Origin of the sequence: Vibrio sp. 10N.261.52.C2 (assembly GCF_041471425.1) — a bacterium.
Classification (GTDB): domain Bacteria; phylum Pseudomonadota; class Gammaproteobacteria; order Enterobacterales; family Vibrionaceae; genus Vibrio; species Vibrio crassostreae_C.
In genome coordinates this window covers 25,662-44,323 of the sequence record NZ_JBFROH010000003.1, presented here as the reverse complement: position 1 = coordinate 44,323, position 18,662 = coordinate 25,662, and the positions used below count along the sequence as shown (strand labels likewise).

The 18,662-nt window shown below is 44.1% G+C and carries 17 protein-coding genes and 1 pseudogene; 10 read left to right on the top strand and 8 right to left on the bottom strand.

Annotation, left to right across the window (positions count from 1 at the left end):
- Positions 1–31: 31 nt before the first annotated feature.
- Positions 32–943: a LysR family transcriptional regulator gene (locus AB4307_RS00610; protein ID WP_059018893.1), complete on the top strand. Its 912-nt coding sequence runs from the start codon at positions 32–34 to the stop codon at positions 941–943.
- Between the two features lie 24 nt (positions 944–967).
- Here the strand turns inward: AB4307_RS00610 and AB4307_RS00605 are convergent, their stop codons facing one another.
- From AB4307_RS00605 to AB4307_RS00595, 3 genes are all read right to left on the bottom strand, one after another.
- Positions 968–1,882 (bottom strand): YjjW family glycine radical enzyme activase, encoded by a 915-nt coding sequence (locus AB4307_RS00605; protein WP_372130767.1) that lies wholly within the window; start codon positions 1,880–1,882, stop codon positions 968–970.
- 56 nt (positions 1,883–1,938) lie between these two features.
- On the bottom strand, positions 1,939–3,504 hold the full coding sequence (locus AB4307_RS00600) for a YjjI family glycine radical enzyme (protein ID WP_372130765.1): 1,566 nt from the start codon (positions 3,502–3,504) through the stop codon (positions 1,939–1,941).
- A 362-nt stretch (positions 3,505–3,866) separates the two neighbouring features.
- Positions 3,867–4,466 carry a class I SAM-dependent DNA methyltransferase gene (locus AB4307_RS00595; RefSeq protein ID WP_017060898.1) on the bottom strand — a complete coding sequence of 200 codons (600 nt, stop codon included), beginning with the start codon at positions 4,464–4,466 and terminating at the stop codon, positions 3,867–3,869.
- 161 nt (positions 4,467–4,627) lie between these two features.
- On the opposite strand from AB4307_RS00595, the gene AB4307_RS00590 reads away from it, so the two are divergent.
- Positions 4,628–5,506, top strand: coding sequence for a LysR family transcriptional regulator (locus tag AB4307_RS00590; protein WP_016797108.1), 879 nt, complete (start codon positions 4,628–4,630; stop codon positions 5,504–5,506).
- A gap of 34 nt (positions 5,507–5,540) precedes the next feature.
- Here AB4307_RS00590 and AB4307_RS00585 read toward each other — a convergent pair whose 3' ends face one another.
- Entirely contained in the window at positions 5,541–5,891 is a 351-nt protein-coding gene (locus tag AB4307_RS00585; RefSeq protein WP_052880051.1) for a hypothetical protein, read from the bottom strand.
- A gap of 288 nt (positions 5,892–6,179) precedes the next feature.
- On the opposite strand from AB4307_RS00585, the gene AB4307_RS00580 reads away from it, so the two are divergent.
- Entirely contained in the window at positions 6,180–7,076 is an 897-nt protein-coding gene (locus tag AB4307_RS00580) for a cation diffusion facilitator family transporter (protein WP_017060900.1), read from the top strand.
- A gap of 47 nt (positions 7,077–7,123) precedes the next feature.
- Here the strand turns inward: AB4307_RS00580 and yddG are convergent, their stop codons facing one another.
- On the bottom strand, positions 7,124–8,056 hold the full coding sequence (gene yddG, locus AB4307_RS00575) for an aromatic amino acid DMT transporter YddG (RefSeq protein WP_372130763.1): 933 nt from the start codon (positions 8,054–8,056) through the stop codon (positions 7,124–7,126).
- Between the two features lie 254 nt (positions 8,057–8,310).
- Positions 8,311–8,985, bottom strand: coding sequence for a pyrimidine 5'-nucleotidase (gene yjjG, locus AB4307_RS00570; RefSeq protein WP_372130761.1), 675 nt, complete (start codon positions 8,983–8,985; stop codon positions 8,311–8,313).
- Positions 8,986–9,198: 213 nt separating this feature from the next.
- On the opposite strand from yjjG, the gene AB4307_RS00565 reads away from it, so the two are divergent.
- The 3 genes and pseudogenes from AB4307_RS00565 (at position 9,199) to AB4307_RS00555 (ending at position 11,819) form a co-directional block, all read left to right on the top strand.
- Entirely contained in the window at positions 9,199–9,351 is a 153-nt protein-coding gene (locus tag AB4307_RS00565; RefSeq protein ID WP_017060903.1) for a hypothetical protein, read from the top strand.
- Positions 9,352–9,611: 260 nt separating this feature from the next.
- Positions 9,612–10,760: an L-threonine dehydrogenase gene (gene yiaY, locus AB4307_RS00560; RefSeq protein WP_372130760.1), complete on the top strand. Its 1,149-nt coding sequence runs from the start codon at positions 9,612–9,614 to the stop codon at positions 10,758–10,760.
- 195 nt (positions 10,761–10,955) lie between these two features.
- Positions 10,956–11,819, top strand: a pseudogene (locus AB4307_RS00555) (hypothetical protein).
- Positions 11,820–11,983: 164 nt separating this feature from the next.
- On the opposite strand, the gene AB4307_RS00550 reads toward AB4307_RS00555, so the two are convergent.
- Entirely contained in the window at positions 11,984–12,418 is a 435-nt protein-coding gene (locus AB4307_RS00550; RefSeq protein WP_004730224.1) for a YccF domain-containing protein, read from the bottom strand.
- Positions 12,419–12,665: 247 nt separating this feature from the next.
- Here AB4307_RS00550 and AB4307_RS00545 point away from each other — a divergent pair, with 247 nt between their 5' ends.
- On the top strand, positions 12,666–12,791 hold the full coding sequence (locus tag AB4307_RS00545; RefSeq protein ID WP_017060906.1) for a hypothetical protein: 126 nt from the start codon (positions 12,666–12,668) through the stop codon (positions 12,789–12,791).
- A gap of 102 nt (positions 12,792–12,893) precedes the next feature.
- Here the strand turns inward: AB4307_RS00545 and AB4307_RS00540 are convergent, their stop codons facing one another.
- A complete protein-coding gene (locus AB4307_RS00540; protein ID WP_017071139.1) occupies positions 12,894–13,970 on the bottom strand; it encodes a threonine aldolase family protein in 1,077 nt (358 codons plus the stop codon).
- Between the two features lie 303 nt (positions 13,971–14,273).
- Here AB4307_RS00540 and AB4307_RS00535 point away from each other — a divergent pair, with 303 nt between their 5' ends.
- From AB4307_RS00535 to AB4307_RS00525, 3 genes are all read left to right on the top strand, one after another.
- Complete coding sequence (locus tag AB4307_RS00535) at positions 14,274–14,891, top strand: NAD(P)H-dependent oxidoreductase (protein ID WP_372130758.1); 618 nt, start codon at positions 14,274–14,276, stop codon at positions 14,889–14,891.
- Positions 14,891–16,816 carry a monovalent cation:proton antiporter-2 (CPA2) family protein gene (locus AB4307_RS00530; RefSeq protein ID WP_017069426.1) on the top strand — a complete coding sequence of 642 codons (1,926 nt, stop codon included), beginning with the start codon at positions 14,891–14,893 and terminating at the stop codon, positions 16,814–16,816. The genes AB4307_RS00535 and AB4307_RS00530 overlap by 1 nt, the downstream gene beginning before the upstream one ends.
- A 541-nt stretch (positions 16,817–17,357) precedes the next feature.
- Entirely contained in the window at positions 17,358–18,584 is a 1,227-nt protein-coding gene (locus AB4307_RS00525; protein ID WP_102397919.1) for a DUF819 family protein, read from the top strand.
- Positions 18,585–18,662 lie beyond the last annotated feature (78 nt).

Here is an 18,662-nt window from a genome sequence, read left to right as displayed (position 1 = left end):
TCACAGGCCAATCTGAATGCGTGAGTCATAAATGGATTACTTACACTTATCTAGGGTGAGCCTTAAGCACCTCACTGCGCTGCATATTATGCTGAACACTCACAGCGTCACTCAGACCTCAGAGCAACTCTGTGTCAGCCCTTCGAGTGTAAGCAAAACCTTATCTCAGCTGCGTGACATCCTGAATGATGAGCTTTTCTATCGAGATGGTACCAAGCTTATCCCGACTCCCTTTGCTCTGAAGATAGCGCCCACTGTTCATGCAATTCTTTCAAGCATGAACGGACTGCTTCATCAGAAGAGTTTTACCCCTCAGGAGTACCAAGGCAGTTTTTCACTTTCGATGCGTGAAAGTACTTTCGAAGTATTTGCCTCAAAGATCAGTAAAATTACCACTGAGCTCGCGCCAAACGCGAAGCTCAACATCTACTCGAAACAACAGCTCGGCTTCGATGCTTTACTCAGTGGCAAGGTCAATTTGATCTTGTTGCCTCATGATATATCTCAGCCGCCGACCGATAACAAAGAGCTGGTTTGGGAAACAATTCTTCCAGATGAAATGGTTTGTTTGATGGGCGCACACCACCCTCTCGCTCAGCAAGAACTGACGGTAGAAGGCTACTTAGATTACAAGCACATTGGGATTTTAGATAACGAACTGTCTCAGCCTTACTTTGAACAAAACTTGGTTCAATGCCACCAACCAAGAGAGATGGCAATATCGGTCGCGGACTTCGGCGCTGCGGCTGTGTTGTGTCACCACACGCCTTTCCTGTTCACTTGCTCTAAACAGTGGGCTGAGCGTGCTAAGCAAGCTCAGGGCTTAGTGAGCAAGCCCTTGCCTTTTGATTACGGTAAGGTGGCGTATAGCTTGGTATGGAACAAGCCCAACATGAATGATCAAGCGATCAAGTGGTTGTGTGACCTGTTTTTAGAAGCCTGATTGACCGCCTAAGCAACATAGAGGTTAGGTATAAACCTCAGGGGTTTGCATCGGTCTTTGGACTATGGTGTATAGCTTATCGTGAAAGCTCTGCATCTGTTGTTCGTTGCATTTCGGCCAATCTAACGCTTCGCCAATGACACCATGATGTTGAAACGCATTCAGTCGAATTCGAACATCACTTGGTAGAGTCTTCAAGTAACGCCCCACTTGTTCAATTTCGTCTTCAAGATCGCTTTTATTCGGAATATGCAGCAACCTAACTTCATGCAGCTTTCCTTTGCCTGCAAGATAATTGATGGTTTCAAACACCCGATGATTTCCTCTGCCCACTAACCATTGATGTGTTTCCGATTGCCATGATTTTAGGTCAATCATCGCGCCATCAAGATAAGGCAACACCTTGTCCCAGCCTTGCAGTGGCAGCGAACCATTACTATCAATAAAGCACGTAAGGTGCGCTAGCTGCGGATCACTTTTAATCGCTTGAAATAGCTCAATGATAAACGGCAACTGCATGGTCGCCTCACCACCTGAGATAGTGATTCCGCTTAAGAAAAATTGGTTATGCCTTGCGAGTTCAAGCACCTCAGAGACTGCCATTGTGGTGATTTTCGGGCTCGACTTGTGATCGCAGACATCAATGCATTGATCACAATTGGTACAGGCTGCCGGGTCCCAATTCACTTTGCCATCAATCATGCTTAAAGCACTGCTTGGACAGCCACTCACACAATCTCCACAATGGTTACAGTGGTTAATTGTGTGTGGGTTGTGACAAGTAATGCAGTCAAAGTTGCAGCCCTGTAGGAACAGCACCAAGCGGTTTCCCGGGCCGTCAACACAAGAAAAGGTCAGCACACGGCTGACCTTCGCTTGTTTTTCTGTCTTATTATTTTTAACCCTAGCCATTTGAGTTGTTAGATCAGAAATTTTCATAATTCACATTGTTCGTATTCGAAACGCATCACACACATAACACACGCACGTTAAAGCTATTCGTATGTCGGCGACATCTCTAAGCTCGCCACGCGTGGTTTACGCTCTAATATGCCCGTGTTCTTCGCAGCTTCAGCACCTAAGAAGGTGGTATTGGTGCGTGAGCCTTGCTCGTCAAATTTGGCAATGTCAGATAGCTTAATCATGTAACCCGTGACACGAACCAAATCATTTGATGCAACGTTAGCCGTGAACTCTCGGTAACCCGCTTGAATCGCGCCTTTACACAGGTTAAACATCGCTTCAGGGTTAGATTTCACTGTTTCGTCGATGGTCAGAATGTCACTGATGCCCGAGGTGTAGAACTTATGGTGACCCGCGGTTGCACGAACGTAAGAGACAGGATCCGGTTCGGTACCATAAGGAATACGGACACCCGGCGTCACATCTTCATCTAAGCTAATACCGCCTTGAGCATGCAGCAGAGCTTTACCTTCTAATCCATATTTCACTTCAGAGCGTTCAACGATCTCAGCCAGCTTTTCAGAGATACGATGACCAAGCTGATTCGCCAGTTCATCGTGACCATAACGCCCTGCTTGACCTTCTTTCTCCAACAAGATGTTGACTGCTTCCGCCATGCCGTAAATACCAAACATTGGCGCAAAGCGATCCTCTTCGATCAAACCTTCTTTGGTTAAGAAGCCTTCGAAGAAGTTAGACTCTTCATGCAAGAAGCGGCTTCGAACGTTCATCAACTCAACCATGATGCCACTGTAGTTCGGCAATACTTGTTGTAAGAAATCAGCACTGTCCTCAGACTTCAACGCCACTTGCTTAAGGTTCATACGCACCAAGGTGTTTGAACCACCCGCTAACGGCAGAGAGTTGTAGCAGCTCACAATACCAAAACGCTTATCGCCGTAAGCCTCGGCATGCGCTGGATAGTTTGCAATATGTGGTTTACTGCATTCACAGATGTTGCTCGCCGCATGACGAAGTAGATCATCAGGTGTCACGGCTGGGTCGTACATAAAGGTTAAGTTTGGCGCGATCTGCTTCAATTCAGCGTCTACACGTAAAATCGTACGGCAGATAATGTTGTCTGTCGGGCCGATATTCACATGCATAAAGGCGTCTGGCAGTGTGCGATCCAACATGATCCAGAACAGCTTAATCTTTTGGTATACCTGCTCTTCTGTTAAGTCGCCCACGAAAGGCATCAACACATCATCCAACTGACCTAGGTAAACCGGAATTGAAGTGACAGACGGAACATGGTGGTAAAGGATGGTAAGCATGTTCAATGCTTCATCGAAGTTGGTTGCCGCGCTAAGCTCTAAATACTCTGAGCCTTGATGTAAGTATTTAGAATAATCTGGAAGTACATAGCGCGGCTTAAATGGGGCGTGCCCTTCAAACATGTCACACAGCACACCTTGTTGTAAGGCTTGCTCTACTTCTTTGCTTACCGGCATATACGGTAAGCTGGCTTCAGCTTCTAAGGCAAGATAGCTCGACTTCTGTTTTGGTGACAGGTTGGCATCTGAAATGATATTGCTAAAGCGTTGTTGTTGCTCTGAAAGTGGTGAAGAAGTAGATGACGCAGATTGGTGGCTCATGATTAAACCCTTAGTGTTATTATGGGCTTATTTTATATCTCACCGTTATATTTCCACTAATGAAATGTATGCAAGACTACATTTCCAAAATGGAAATAAATAATTTGTAAATTAGCGGTGTTGAGTTTTCTATGAGCGAGATGAGAAACAGAGAAATAGAGAAATAGAGAAATAGAGAAATAGAGAAATAGAGAAATAGAGAAACCAGAGTTAGTAGTGAAGAAATGAGAAAGCGCTAATTCGTTCTGTTTAAAACGATAGCGCCAAAAAGAGAAAACCCACATAACTGACGTTAGAGTCGTTAATGTGGGTTTAGTAGTTTAAATGAGCATTCTGAATGCTAGCTCAAGGCATACACACGATTACAGATCTGGAAGCGCTTGTTTACGTCCAACACCCATTAATACCTTTAACTCTCCTTGTGGAGTGTCAATCGAGAACGGTGTAGAGACTTCAACGACTGCAAAGCCCGCTGCACTCAATACATTTTCTGAGCGCTGTTGGCTTACACCGTAGTCTTCATTGTCGCTTTCCAAGTACCAATCCCAGTGTACAAACGTACCGTCGTTTTCAAGCAGCGTGTAAATCAGACTGACTGTGTCTTGTAGGTTCGGGATAAAACCACACACCGAAGAGGCTACCACTAGGTCAAACTGGTTTCTGAATGCTGGATGCTGCGCTGCAAGTCCGCGCGATAAAATATCAACTACCGGTTCAACGTTAGGTAACTCTTTCTTATCTAACTCTTCAATCATCCCTTCAGAGATATCAAGTGCGATGATCTCTTTTGCTAAAGGAGATATTTTCTGGCTGAGTAGTCCTGTACCACAACCAAAATCAAGGACACGGGTTCCGTTTAAATCAACGAGCTGTGTTAACTGGTCAAATACGGATTGTGCGAATACTGCAGTTGCGGGATCTTTATCCCAATCAACGGCGTATTCGTCCCATTGTTTCGCCATCATGGCCTCCATCTTTACTTCTTGTAGGTTCGGAACTTCCCCAGAGTAAACCAAATTAGTCAATTCGTCATAGAGTTATCATGCAAAGATGGACTATTTCTAAGATAGTCAGCACAATATTCAGATAATATGCACCGACCCCCGCTCAATATGGAAATGAAATGAACCTTTCTCAAGTCCAAGCCTTTTGTTCCGTTGCTGATTTAGGATCAGTTTCTGAAGCTGCACGCCAGTTAGAATGCAACCGAACCAAACTCAGCATGTCGATTAAAGCCTTGGAAAAAGAGTTAGATGTCGAGCTGTTCGTCCGCAGCGGAAACCACGTTGAGCTTTCAGAAGCGGGTAAAGCGATTTACAAAGATTGCGAAGGCATGTTGGTGACAGCCGCGCGTATTAAACAAACCTGCTTGCATGTTTCGGGCGAATTCAACGCAGAAATTTGGATAGCACGAGATGACTCCCTACCCGATGAAATGTGGCAGGACTTATCTCACGCCTTAAATAACAAGTACCCTTCTACCTCATTCAACTTCGTTCTCGCATCGAGCGGTGACTTAGCTAACCTAGTTGAAACTCAGCAAGTCGACTTCGCATTTGGTGTCGATTACGAACGCGTCGATGACCCAAGAATTATCTACAACCCGCTTGGTAAGATTCGAATGATGTCTGTATGTAAGAAAGGACATGATTTGAGTGCGATGCGACGAGTGTCTGATGAAGTACTGAGAAATTCGATGCAAGCAACCATGGTTTATCTTAATGAAAAGGATAATCCTGAGCTTGAGCCCTTCTCGCGTCGTTACATTGGCTTCTCTAGCTTCGACTTTATGTTGGATACGATTCTACGTGAAGAAGCATGGGGCGTAATGCCTGAGCCATTGATTCGCCATTTACTGCGTGAACAAGAGCTTGCCGTGATCAAACACACCTACGGTTTAACACAAGAAGACTACTGTATGTTTACCGCGGCTGGCATGGCAGAGCACCCAGGAATGAATTGGTTGGCCGACCAGCTTAGTGATTATTTGTTTGATTTCTAGACGGACGACTTTTACTCCATACTTAAGTCTTGCTCTAGAAAACCATCACGTGATCCACTAAGTAGCGTCCGTCTTCTTCAACCAATACCATTTCGGCGACAAACTCGCCTTTGGCGATGGTGTAAGCTTGTTTCCACACAAAAGCGATGGAGTCTGAACGTCTAAACAGCGCGACTTGCTCTCGCTCAGCAAAAAAGCCATTACTGTGCTGATAATGGTGACACACCTTTTCTAAATATTCCGGCGTAACAATGTCTTTCATCCTTTGAGTAAAGTCTCGACAGTGCTGTTCATGATCGACCTTGGTTGAACCGTCCATCAGATTATCCATAATCGGGTTAGCAATCACCCACAACTCGTTATCACTGATATCGTCAAACTTCATATTGATTCACTCCTTGTCCATCGCAGTCGCAGTCAAATCTAGAAGACCAATAAGACCTTAGCGACTAATGTGTTTTATTAATCATAAACGATCCTATTTCAGTTGCACACCATCACCAAAAAACACTCAACGTCAACTTTATTGACACCACACCCTGATCTTAAGTCACTGAATTTTATTGATTTATATGTTCGAATTAAATAAGACATATAAACATCATCAGATAAAGTTTGTAAAGTTAGCTCATTATTAGAACAATGAAGTTATCAAAAACATCTGGAAAATATTATGTGTGACAGGAAAAGCCAAAACGAAAATCGAGTACTATTGTTCTCAGCCCTTTTAGCATCAGGCTTCGCAATTGGCGGATTGGTGTTGGGTCTTCTCGTTGGCTCTCTGGTCATAGTATTTGACGGTGTCTATTCTCTTATCAGCTTACTGTTAACTTTATTGTCACTAGCTGCTTCAAAATACATTAACCGCCCTTCAGATAGAGAGTTCCCGTTCGGTCGAGCTATCATCGAGCCGATTGTGATTGCGATTAAAGCCGTTGTGATTCTGCTTGTGGTTGGTTATTCACTTTACTCTGCGATTGGTGCCCTAATGACGGGTGGTCGTGAAGTTGATGCTTCTATTGCAACTCTGTTTGGTATTTTCAACGTGTTGGGTTGTGGTTACGCTTGGTGGTACATCGCGAATAAGAGCAAACGTATTTCTTCAGGTCTGATTCAGGCTGAATCTAAGCAGTGGCAGATGGATACGCTACTGAGTGTAGCGGTAACAGCGGGTTTCGTAGCGGCTTGGTTAATTACTTTTTCTCCGCTTGCAGAATACGCAGTGTATGCCGACCCAATGATGATGTTGCTAATGTCTTTCTACTTCATCAAAGTTCCTTTCGACATGTTACGTGAAGCCATGCGCGAACTGCTTATGATGTCGGCAAACAAAGATATTTGTGATGCGGTAGATAAGAACGTTGTCGCGGTAGACAAAGAAGCGGAGCAAGATTTGGAGCTGATGGGTGTGACTAAGGTTGGTCCAGAATTACGAATCAATGTTGATATTCATACCAACGACCAACAAGCGATTGCGGTCGATGATATTGAACGTACGCGCCGCCAACTTAAGCGACGCTTATCGAAGATGCCTTATGAGCTTCAATTGAATCTCAATATCGCGAGTTAAGAGTCGAGAGTTAAGAACCAAGAGCTAACCAATCAATCTCTCGCTGACTAAGACTCTGATTGAACCTTTTTAGAAGCCGACGCCGTAACCGTCGGCTTTTTGTCTCTGGTTACCCACCAGCAAGCTAAAGAGCCAATCGTTACCATACAAACGCCCTGCCAAAACGTCATGCTCAATGACAAACCCAAAATAATAGAAGACAGTAAGGTCGCAAAAATAGGCGTGAAATACGACATGGTCGCCAAGAAGACCATATTGCCGCCAAGTATCGCTGTATTCCAAAGCGCGTAACCTGCGCCCATACACACGCCTGCCAACACTAAGTCAATCGCAGCACTGGTTGTCATCACCATGCCGGTTTCGTTACTCAATGCGTATTTGATCCACAAGGTGATTGCCGTTGCGATAAAGAACAACACAATCGCATTCTGCCCTTTCGCGACACGCTGGGTGTAGTTACAGTAAACAGCCCAAATAATCGCGCCGAAAAACGCCATTGAATAGGTTTTAGGGTTGGTGGCAATATTGGCAGCGATTTGATCAACAGAAAGCCCCTGATCGCCACTGATACTCCAAGCCACACCAAAGAAGGCTAAGAAAATACTTGGGTAAACCAACCAGTTAATCTTTTTATCGCTGAGCAATACCGCGAACAACACCGTCAATGCAGGCCATAAGTAGTTGATAACGGCCATTTCCAAGGCTTGATGTCGGTTGTTTGCCATCCCTAAAGCCAGAGCTAAGAAGATCTCATAACAAACGAACAGAGCACCACCAATCAACAGGTATGACTTAGAAAACCGCGACAGCTTAGGTAACCCCATAACACAGACCAACAACAGCGAACTCACCGTATAAAGACTGGCCGCACCACCAATTGGACCTAGCTGTTCTGAGACGCTACGAGACAGAGCAATCAAGCAGCTCCATAGTAAAATGGCGATAATACCGTAGCAGCTATAACGATGAGATTTCAGCACACCTTTTCCTTTATCTGTTTTGATGGTCACTCTATGGTAAAACCAAGTTCAAAATAATTGGCCTAGTACATTTTCGTACTCGGCCATCAACACTTTGTTTACAAAGTATCTATCAATCTACGAAGCATCAATCAATTAACAAATCATTGGTCAATTAACGAAACGCCAATCAATTTACAAAGCATTGGTCGATTAAAGAAATCAACCGATTATGATTGTGTATTCGCTAGTGGCGGTCAGTTGTTAACTATTCACTAAGCCAGCAGTAGAGCTTGCAAGTCAGCCAAAGACTTCACTTGGTAGTGAGGATTGATACCCGCTGGCGCTGCCTTTTCTTGGCTGTTTAACCAACACGTTTCGATGCCAAAATCGAGTCCACCTAGAATATCGGAATGTGGGTTATCCCCGACCATCAATATTCTTTGCTTAGATGGCAATCCAACCAGCTTATGCGCATATTCAAAAATCTCGGCATCCGGTTTGGCTACCCCAACTTCTTCAGAAATGATCACGTGCTCAAAGTAACCCGTCATTCCTGTGCGCTCTAAACGGATTGACTGCAGCTCTGTAAAACCGTTAGTGATGATGCCCATGTTCACCTTGCCTTTTAAAGACTCCACCAACTCTTGTGCACCTGGTAATAAAGAACAGATATCCGCCATTGCTGTTAAGAATGCACTGTTTAAAGCAGCGGTTGTTGTCTCTAATTTCTCAGCCCAGCTTTCGAAGCGCGTGTGTTTCAGTTGATCAGCCGTAATGCGACCATCTTGATAGTCTACCCATAGTGGTAGGTTAACTTCTTGATAAAAGGAATAATCCTGTTCGTTGAAGTCCACACCAAAACGAGAAAACATCAGCTTCATTCCCTGATAAGCATCAAAATGGAACAAGGTTTCATCTGCATCAAAGAATATCCAGTCGTACTTCATTTTATTTCCTATTAATCACGCTGTTGAGCTGCGTTTATCTTTAGTTGTTCATTGGCTCAAAGACCAGATGTTCATTCTACTACCAATTTTGTGAGCCTGAATATAGTTCTAATAATTTATAGAAAACAAGCCACAAGTCATGATGTATCGCAAATTTTGCCACATATTAAACCAATACCATACAATAAATACACTTAGGTACCGGGAGGTACTATGAAGCACTTTTTACCATCGTCTGTCATGCTTACCCCTTTTCTTGTCAAATACTATGACGAGGAGTCAGAAGACACGCTTGATTCTGAAGAGTCACAAGAACCTGAAATTGAATGCAGCGATGACTCAGATAAAACGTCGACACCAGCCTAACTAGAAGAGTTTTCAATGAAAAACCTTATTTTTCATTGTTATAGAGCTCCATACTGTCTCTAATTTAGTCGATTTATCGCGATCTATTACTGACAATCAACACAGCCAAAAACCATGAAAACGATTGCTATATGAGCCCTATCACAACGACTAGCCACAAAGTGGTAGTTCGAATTCAAAGTTGTTCCAGATCAATGGTCGACCACTTGAATGCCGACAACATGTAGGAAATTAAAAATCATAATTAACGGAGTTTTCCAATGTCTACTGCATTTTACATCCCTACAATCAACTTCATGGGTACTGGCTGTCTGAAGGATGCTGTCGATAGTATTCAGTCTCAAGGCTTTAAAAAAGGTCTGATCGTAACTGATAAGATCTTGAATCAAATTGGTGTAGTTAAGCAGGTACAAGACCTTCTTAGCCAGCGAGGCGTAGACGCAGTTGTATTCGATGGCACTCAACCAAACCCAACCATCACGAACGTTAACGATGGTCTTGAATTGCTGACTGACAACGATTGTGATTTCGTTGTTTCTCTAGGTGGCGGTTCTCCACACGACTGTGCAAAAGGCATTGCTCTGGTTGCTTCTAACGGCGGCAAGATTGCAGACTACGAAGGCGTAGACCAATCTGAAAAGCCAATGATGCCTCTTATCGCTATCAACACTACGGCTGGTACAGCATCAGAAATGACACGCTTCTGCATCATCACTGATGAGGAACGTCACATTAAAATGGCGATCGTTGACAAGCACACAACACCGCTTATTTCAGTAAACGATCCTGAACTAATGCTTGCTAAGCCTGCATCACTGACTGCTGCAACAGGTATGGATGCGCTAACACACGCAATCGAAGCTTACGTTTCTATCGCAGCGACACCAATTACAGACGCTGTAGCGATTAAAGCCATTGAACTTGTACAAGCTCACCTAAGAACGGCAGTAGCGCACGGCGAAGACATTGAAGCACGTGAACAAATGGCTTACGCACAGTTCATGGCGGGTATGGCGTTCAACAACGCGTCACTAGGTTATGTTCATGCGATGGCGCATCAGCTAGGCGGCTTCTACGATCTTCCACACGGTGTGTGTAATGCTATCTTGCTACCACACGTTCAACGCTACAACGCGCAAGTTTGTCCTGAGCGTCTACGTGATGTTGCAAAAGCAATGGGCGTTAACGTTGAAGGTATGTCACCAGAGCAAGGTGCAGAAGCTGCGATCGAAGCAATTGTTCAACTAGCAAATGACGTGAACATCCCAACAGGTATCGCGCAACTTGGTGCGAAGCTAGAAGATATCCCTACTCTGTCTGACAACGCACTGAAAGACGCATGTGGTTTTACTAATCCTAAACAAGCGACCCACGAAGAAATCTCTGCGATTTTCGAAGCGGCAATGTAATCTAACATTAAGTCACTTATAAACTTATCGACAAACGGGCTCACCTACTGAGCCCGTTTTCTTTACCTGCCATATGTTATTCAAGTCTCTGTTTTGAATAGCCACTGATTAAGATAAATCTCTTTAAAAGTCGCATTGTCATAACTGCTTAGTTATAGTCAAACTATTGATACATAGAATGACAAACAGGTTCCATTGAGTCGTTGGATAGTTAACTCCTCATTATTAGCATCGCTCGTTTCCCACTCTGCCTTCGCGGAGGAACAGGATGAGTGTCACAGCCAACCGTTAGAAGACACGCGCGTCGAAAAAGCTTACCACTACCTAAACAGCAAGTTTTGTCAGCCCGCAATATGGTTCGATAACTTATTTGTGGATGACCGTATTACCGAGGACGCCAGAGCCGGAACCTCTGTACGTTGGTATAATGATTTCATCTATTCTGAGGGCGGTGACGTGGATTATTCCACCAAGCTCAACGCACGCCTGCATTTACCCTTTGTCAGCAAAAGGCTTAAGCTAATCTACGAGTCTGTTGGCGATGAAGAATTCTTAGACTTCTTCCCACAAGATTCTGAAGAGTTAGAAAATGCACTCGGCCTACGTTACGATGCTTATGCCAAGGGCTATAGCAGCTTCAATATTAAGGCAACATTGCAACCGCGTATCGAAGCTCGCTACCTATTTACCTACCCTCTCACCACAGATGCCGTATTCAGGCTGACCCAACGTGTATATCAAGAAAAACAAGAGACTGGTGAGATCAGCGACATCGACTTTGATCTTTCTTTAAGTGATGATTTCTTGGCTCGATGGTCAAGCTTTGCAGGATATAACGACGACCTTAAAGGTTGAAACTATGGTACAGGGCTAACCTTGTATCACTACCTTGCCCAAGATCAAGCACTTCAATATAGCGCCACGATTAATGCAACGGATGAGCCTCATAATCATTACGAATACGCTCAGGTTTCGGTTACCTACCGACAAAACGTATGGAAAGAGTGGCTGTTCTACGAACTCATCCCTCGTTATCAATGGGAACGAGAACCTCATTAGAAACACACCGAAGAAGCCAACATCACCCTTAGGCTTGAAGTCTTGTTCAACAATGTCTAGTGAGTGTTTGTAAGATTGGGGCATCGTTAGATAGAAAACGAGGCACAAAAAAGCACATCATGTGATGTGCTTTTTCAGTTCTATATAAGGCTTAAACTGTAGTCTTAACCCTTGTAGTTTCTTACTCGTGCCGCTTCTGCTTCACGCTTGTCGACAACGGTTTTACCGATTGGCGCCAATGAGATAACCGCGAGCTTAAGGTGCTGAATCGCAAACGGAATACCTATAATAGTAATGAAACACGCTACTGCTGACATGATGTGACCAATCGCCAACCAGATCCCCGCAAATAAGAACCAAATAACGTTACCAATCACACCTAGCGGGCTCGTGCCGATGTCCATTTCATTGGTTAGCTCATCACGCGAAATCGCTTCCTGACCAAATGGGAAGAATGAGAAGTTACCCATAACAAAACATGCTCTACCCCATGGAATACCAACGATGGTTAGGAATGCGAGCAGTCCGAAGAACCACCAAGCTAGTCCCATAAATACGCCACCGAACAGAAACCAAATGATGTTTCCTATTGTTTTCATTCTGTATTCTCCAAATCTTTGAATGCTATTTATTTAATATGCCGAGTAAGGCAATGATTGTTGTAATAGGTTCATTATTGTTGAACCTTTATGAACCGTTTATGAATCACTTACATTTTATGTGATTGATATACACCACGGTTCTCTAAATCTACATAGGGCTAAACCTATTTATTTGATACCATACACTTAGATTTTTAGTACCAAAAAGCTAAACAGACTCAACAACGAATTTAAGGCCGAATTTATGAATAACACTGAGCAACCTAAAAAGAAAATGAAAAACTGGGTGCCAATCGTCTTCTTCGGACTTCTCAGCACTGTTCCAGTGTTCATGTTCTTAGTTGATGTGTACATCAACCAGTATATGTAACAGAGCCGGACATCCTATCTATATAAATGGATATAAGAACCCTTTCCTGTATCCATTTCAGTTCCAATTAGATCAGTTCTTCTTCAGCCAGCTCTTCGTTAATCAAATCAGCTCTTCGCTAATAAAATCTAGAATGTCTATCAGCTCATGATCAGGCAAATTTAGTAGGTTATCCCCTACATACCATTCAATCTTACATTGGTTTGGCAACTCACTGATCGCTGGGTTTCCTATCCAAATCTTGTGTTTCTTCGCTATGTTATCTCTCACAATAATGCCGTCTTCATAGCTCACAGGTAAATATAGGTGAAGCATGTTGACCTGCGGTTGCTGCGGATTAACAGTGAACTGAGGATAGTCTAATAAGATTTGGTAGATCTGTTTTGTTCGCTCAAACAGTGATGGCATCAACTCTAATCGCTCATCAAACTGCATTGCTGCTGAAACCACATAAGGCGTTCGGTGATAAACATTGCCACCTTGGCGCTTCATCCACGCAGATGCTTTCGCTACAAAGGCTTTATCGCCCAACAATAACGAACCACCAAGGCCATTGAGACCTTTGTACAGCGAAACATAAGCACTATCGAAGCCCTGAGCAATCTCGCTGTATGACTTTTGGTAATAGGCGCCGCATTCCCACAAACGCGCACCATCCATATGAAGGTGAATTGATTGTTCTTTGCAGTACTGCTTGATCGCTTCAAGCTCATCCCATTCTGGTAATTGGCCGCCGATTTCACGCATGGGTAATTCATATAGAGCGGCTGCAATCTCATCAGGCCACGCCTTTAAGTCATCAACATTCCAAGTGCGAAATACGTTGCCAACGGGAAGTACGTTGAATCGGTTTTGGAGCTGATACCCTTGGCGTTCATGACGCATAATATGACTCGATTCATGCATCGCCACTACTGGGTTTCTTTTCTCTTGGCACGCAATTTCTAATGCTGTTGGTTGATTCATGGTGCCAGTAATCACAAATACAGCCGCTTCATAACCTAGCAGTTCCGCGACTTTGTTTTCGAAGCTCTCGATAAACTCACCATCGCCGTAGCTATCATGGCTCACATTGTGTGTCTCACACCATTCAGCCATCTGAGCGAATGTTTGTGCTGGAGTCGGTTCTAGGTGACCGGAAAGCAACAAATCACATTGTTGACGCAAGTCCATGCTCATAGTTTTTCCTTTATTCATTATCGTTCTATGTAGGGTTATTGGATTATTTACGTTACCCACCAACGGTGACATAAAATGCCCATATTCGCTTTTACTATTCGTGAATAATTAGTTTTACTCAGTCATCGGCGGCTTGTGCCAGAAATACTCAAATTGACGGATGTTTTATATAATTAAGTACCTAAAAACACACGCATCTAGATAGATAAGTATGGGCTAATTCGTTGTTGTTCAACCATTCTTCTATTATTGTATATCTATAATTCCAATAAATATTATTCGTTAATGGACAAAGAGGGCTATATGTCGAAAAATCGAGTCTTGGTGCTATTCGCTCACCCTTCTCAACATCGTTCTGAAGCAAACAAACCCTTATTTGAACAAGCCAAACGCGTTGACGGTGTTACCTGTGTCGATCTCTATGCCGAGTATCCGACATTTAAAATCAACATCGACCGTGAACAGAAACGCCTGTTAGACCATGACATCATCATTTTTCAGTTCCCTTTGTATTGGTACTCAACACCGGCAATTCTTAAAGAGTGGCAAGACCTTGTTCTTGAATACGGCTTCGCCTACGGCGCCGAAGGCAATGAACTACAGGGTAAGAAATTGTTATGTAGCATTACTGCAGGAGGTAAAAAAGATGCCTACCAAAGTGATGGTTACAACCATTTCACGATTCGAGAACTGCTTCACCCAATCGAACAAACCGCTTCTCTGTGCGGGATGAACTATCTCGCGCCCTTTGCGTTATTTGGCTCGCGTACCGCTTTGGAAGAAAACCGCATTCAAGAGCATGTCGATAGCTATAAAGTGCTGTTAGAGGCGTTAGTTGCTGGCAAGATCAATATCAAGAAAGCCAGCCAAGCAGAAAAACTCAACCACTACGTAGAAGAACTAATGGCAGAGGTTAAATAATGACGGGATATTTTCTACAAGCATTTATCTACTTAGTCGCAGCAGTTATTGCCGTGCCTATTGCCAAAAGACTTGGCCTTGGTTCTGTATTGGGTTACCTCATTGCTGGTGTTGTGATTGGCCCAATCATTGGTCTGGTAGGTGAAGAGACCAAAACGATCCAACACTTTGCCGAGTTCGGTGTGGTTATGATGCTGTTCTTAGTCGGCCTTGAGCTTGAACCTAAGATGCTTTGGGCAATGAGGAACCGACTTATGGGGCTGGGTGGCCTGCAAGTTGGTGGTACTACCGCGATTGTAATGGGTATTGCTCTGTTCTTTGGGCAGCCTTGGACGATCGCACTGACTATCGGTTTGATCTTCGCACTGTCATCTACCGCGATTGTACTCCAAACCTTTAACGAAAAAGGGCTATCCAAAACAGAAGGCGGAAAGAACGCTTTCTCAGTCCTACTGTTCCAAGATATTGCCGTCATTCCTATGTTGGCATTTATCCCTCTATTAGCCTTGCCAGAATTAATTGAAGCTGCACAAAGCGCGGTTGCTTCGGCTTCTGATCACCATGAAGAGTTAAGCCTCGTCGCTGGCCTACCCGGTTGGGCTTATGGCCTTGTGATCACAGCATCTATTGCGATTGTTGTGGTCGGCGGACACTTCTTGAGTCGTCCATTGTTCCGCTTCGTGGCAAGCTCAGGCCTGCGTGAAATCTTTACTGCAACCGCACTGATGTTGGTGATTGGCATTGCTGCACTGATGAGCCTAGTCGGCCTATCTCCGGCTTTGGGTACCTTCCTTGCGGGTGTGGTTTTAGCGAACAGTGAATTCCGCCACGAACTTGAGTCCAATATCGACCCGTTTAAAGGGCTGCTACTTGGCTTGTTCTTCATCACCGTAGGTGCAGGCATTAACTTTGATGTTCTATTCAACGACTTTGGTTTGATCATTGGCCTCACCCTTGGCGTTATGCTTCTTAAAGCCTTGGTGCTATTTACGTTGGCATTGATATTCAAAATCAAAAACAGTGACCGTTGGCTGTTTACACTGAGCTTGGCGCAAGCCGGTGAGTTTGGTTTTGTACTACTAAGCTTCTCAGCTCAAAACCACGTATTACCTGCTGACATCGTCCAAACATTGTCGCTGGTTGTGGCACTTTCAATGTTCCTAACACCAGGGCTGTTCATTCTATTTGATAAAGTGATTCTTCCTCGTTACGAACAAAAATCTAACGACCGCGAAGAAGATACCATAGAAGAGAAAGGCACCGTAATCATTGCGGGCATTGGCCGATTCGGTCAGATTGTTAACCGCTTATTGGTATCGAATGATGTCAATACTGTGGTTTTGGATCATCAAGCTAATCAAGTCGACTTGCTACGTTCAATCAACATCAAATCTTACTTTGGTGATGCGACTCGTCATGATTTATTACATACCGCTGGTATCGAAGAAGCCGCAATGTTGGTTGTGGCTATCGACAACCAAGACTCAAGTGTTGAATTGGTCAAATACGTTAAACACAACTACCCTAAAGTGAAAATCTTAGCGCGTGCATTCGACCGTGGTCATAGTTATCGCCTAAGAGAAGCAGGTGCAGACTTCGTGGAATCAGAGACCTACCATTCTGCTCTTGAAATGGGTGCAGAAGCCTTGCGTTCTTTGGGTCATCACCCATTCTTCGTTGAACAACAGAAATCGACGTATCAACGTGTTGAAAGCCGTAAGTCTGAAAAGCTCTACCAAGCTTGGTCTGAAGCGGAAGAGAACCCGCGCTACGACAACAACTACCGACAAATCTTCATTCACCTTGAAGAAGCAATGAAAGAAGATATGAAAAAAGACCGTTCAGACAAGCACTCTCGCTCTGAACGAGGTTGGACACCGCCACCGAAAGGCTATGCTGATGGCTTTGAGGAAGAAGAGTCCTAAGCAGAACTCTAAATAACGGCGCTAGATAACCATACTAGGCAACCATCAAAAGCGGCTATTTAGGCCGCTTTTTCTTTCATTGAACCCCTACAAAACGTCAAATGAGCATGAGTAGCGGGTGCTAGAACTCGTAATCCGAAAGATTTATGTGATCTAGCTAAAATTTTTAATTTCTGACCACATGGCAAAAGTGAATTCACTTTTTACATTATTGAAACATTCCAACCTCGCATAAACCACACCGTAAACATGGCTATATATGCACTCATTTAAGTCATTCAACCATCGCCCCAATTCATAGCGACCACCCTCTAAGGCTTGAGTTACATTGCATATATCTAAATACGCCGCACAAGCTCCAGCCTAATCATTCACCGTGCAAATAAGTGGCGTGCTGCATTCACAAATTCAACCCGTTAAAATTAACACAAACATTTCAAAACATGTCTATCGTTACAATTTGTAACGAATAGCGGTAATCGGTATAGTCCTGCAATTCAAAAAGTGAGACCTTTGCGCTCACCTTAAAGGAGATATAATAATGATTACTAATGATGCTGTAATAATGGGCATGTTAGCTGTTATTCTTGGCGGTGTTTTTATCACGGAAAGTAGCCAAAATAGCGCACTGAAAAAATTCTACTCGTTCGTTCCGGGTCTATTGCTCTGTTACTTTGTTCCTTCTCTACTGAACAGTTTAGGCATCATCGACGCATCAAACTCTAAGTTATACTTCGTTGCAAGTCGCTACCTATTACCAAGCGCACTCGTTCTGCTGATCATCTCAGCAGACCTCCGTAAAATCTTTGGCCTTGGTTCAAAAGCCGTCATCATGTTCCTAACTGGTACTGTCGGCATTATCATCGGTGGCCCGCTGGCTATCTTGATCATCGACCAAATCAACCCTGACCTTGTATCTGGCGACGTATGGCGCGGCCTCACAACCGTTGCTGGCTCTTGGATTGGCGGCGGTGCGAACCAAGCAGCAATGAAAGAAGTATTCGAGGTTGATGACCAACTCTTCTCTGCAATGATTACGGTTGATGTTATCTGTGCAAACATTTGGATGGCCGTGTTACTTATCATGGCAGGTCGTCAGAAGAAGATTGACGCATGGTTAAAAGCGGATACTTCATCTATTGAAGAGCTAAAAGAGACCGTTTCTAAATACCAAGAAGAGAACGCTCGCCCAACAACCACAACCGATCTCATGAAGATAACGGGTATTGCGTTCGGTCTTACCGGCCTAGCTCACTTTTTCAGTGACATGATTGCACCGTGGATCTCAACCAACGCTCCAGAACTTGCGAAATACAGCCTAACATCGGGTTTCTTCTGGTTGATCGTAATGGTGACAACGTTCGCGCTCATCGCTTCATGCTTCAAATCAACACGCAGCCTTGAGCACAGTGGCGCGTCTAAAGTGGGCTCGGCATTCATCTACATCCTAGTTGCAACGATTGGTATGCAAATGGATGTGACGGCTATCTTAGACAATCCAGGCTACTTCTTCATTGGTATCACATGGCTAACTATCCATGCCATTCTAATGATTGTGATGGCGAAACTTATCCGTGCACCACTGTTCTTCATGGCTGTCGGTAGCCAAGCTAACGTAGGCGGCGCAGCATCGGCACCTATCGTAGCAGCTGCATTCCACCCAGCATTGGCTCCAGTCGGTATCCTAATGGCAGTATTGGGTTACGCTCTCGGTACATACGGCGCTTACATCTGTGGCCTAATCATGCAGGCTGCTGCATTGGGTTAACAACTCATTGCTGTAAAAAATGGGCAACTGAACCTTGATCATATCGCCCATTTTCTTGAGTTCCGAGATGTAAAAAAG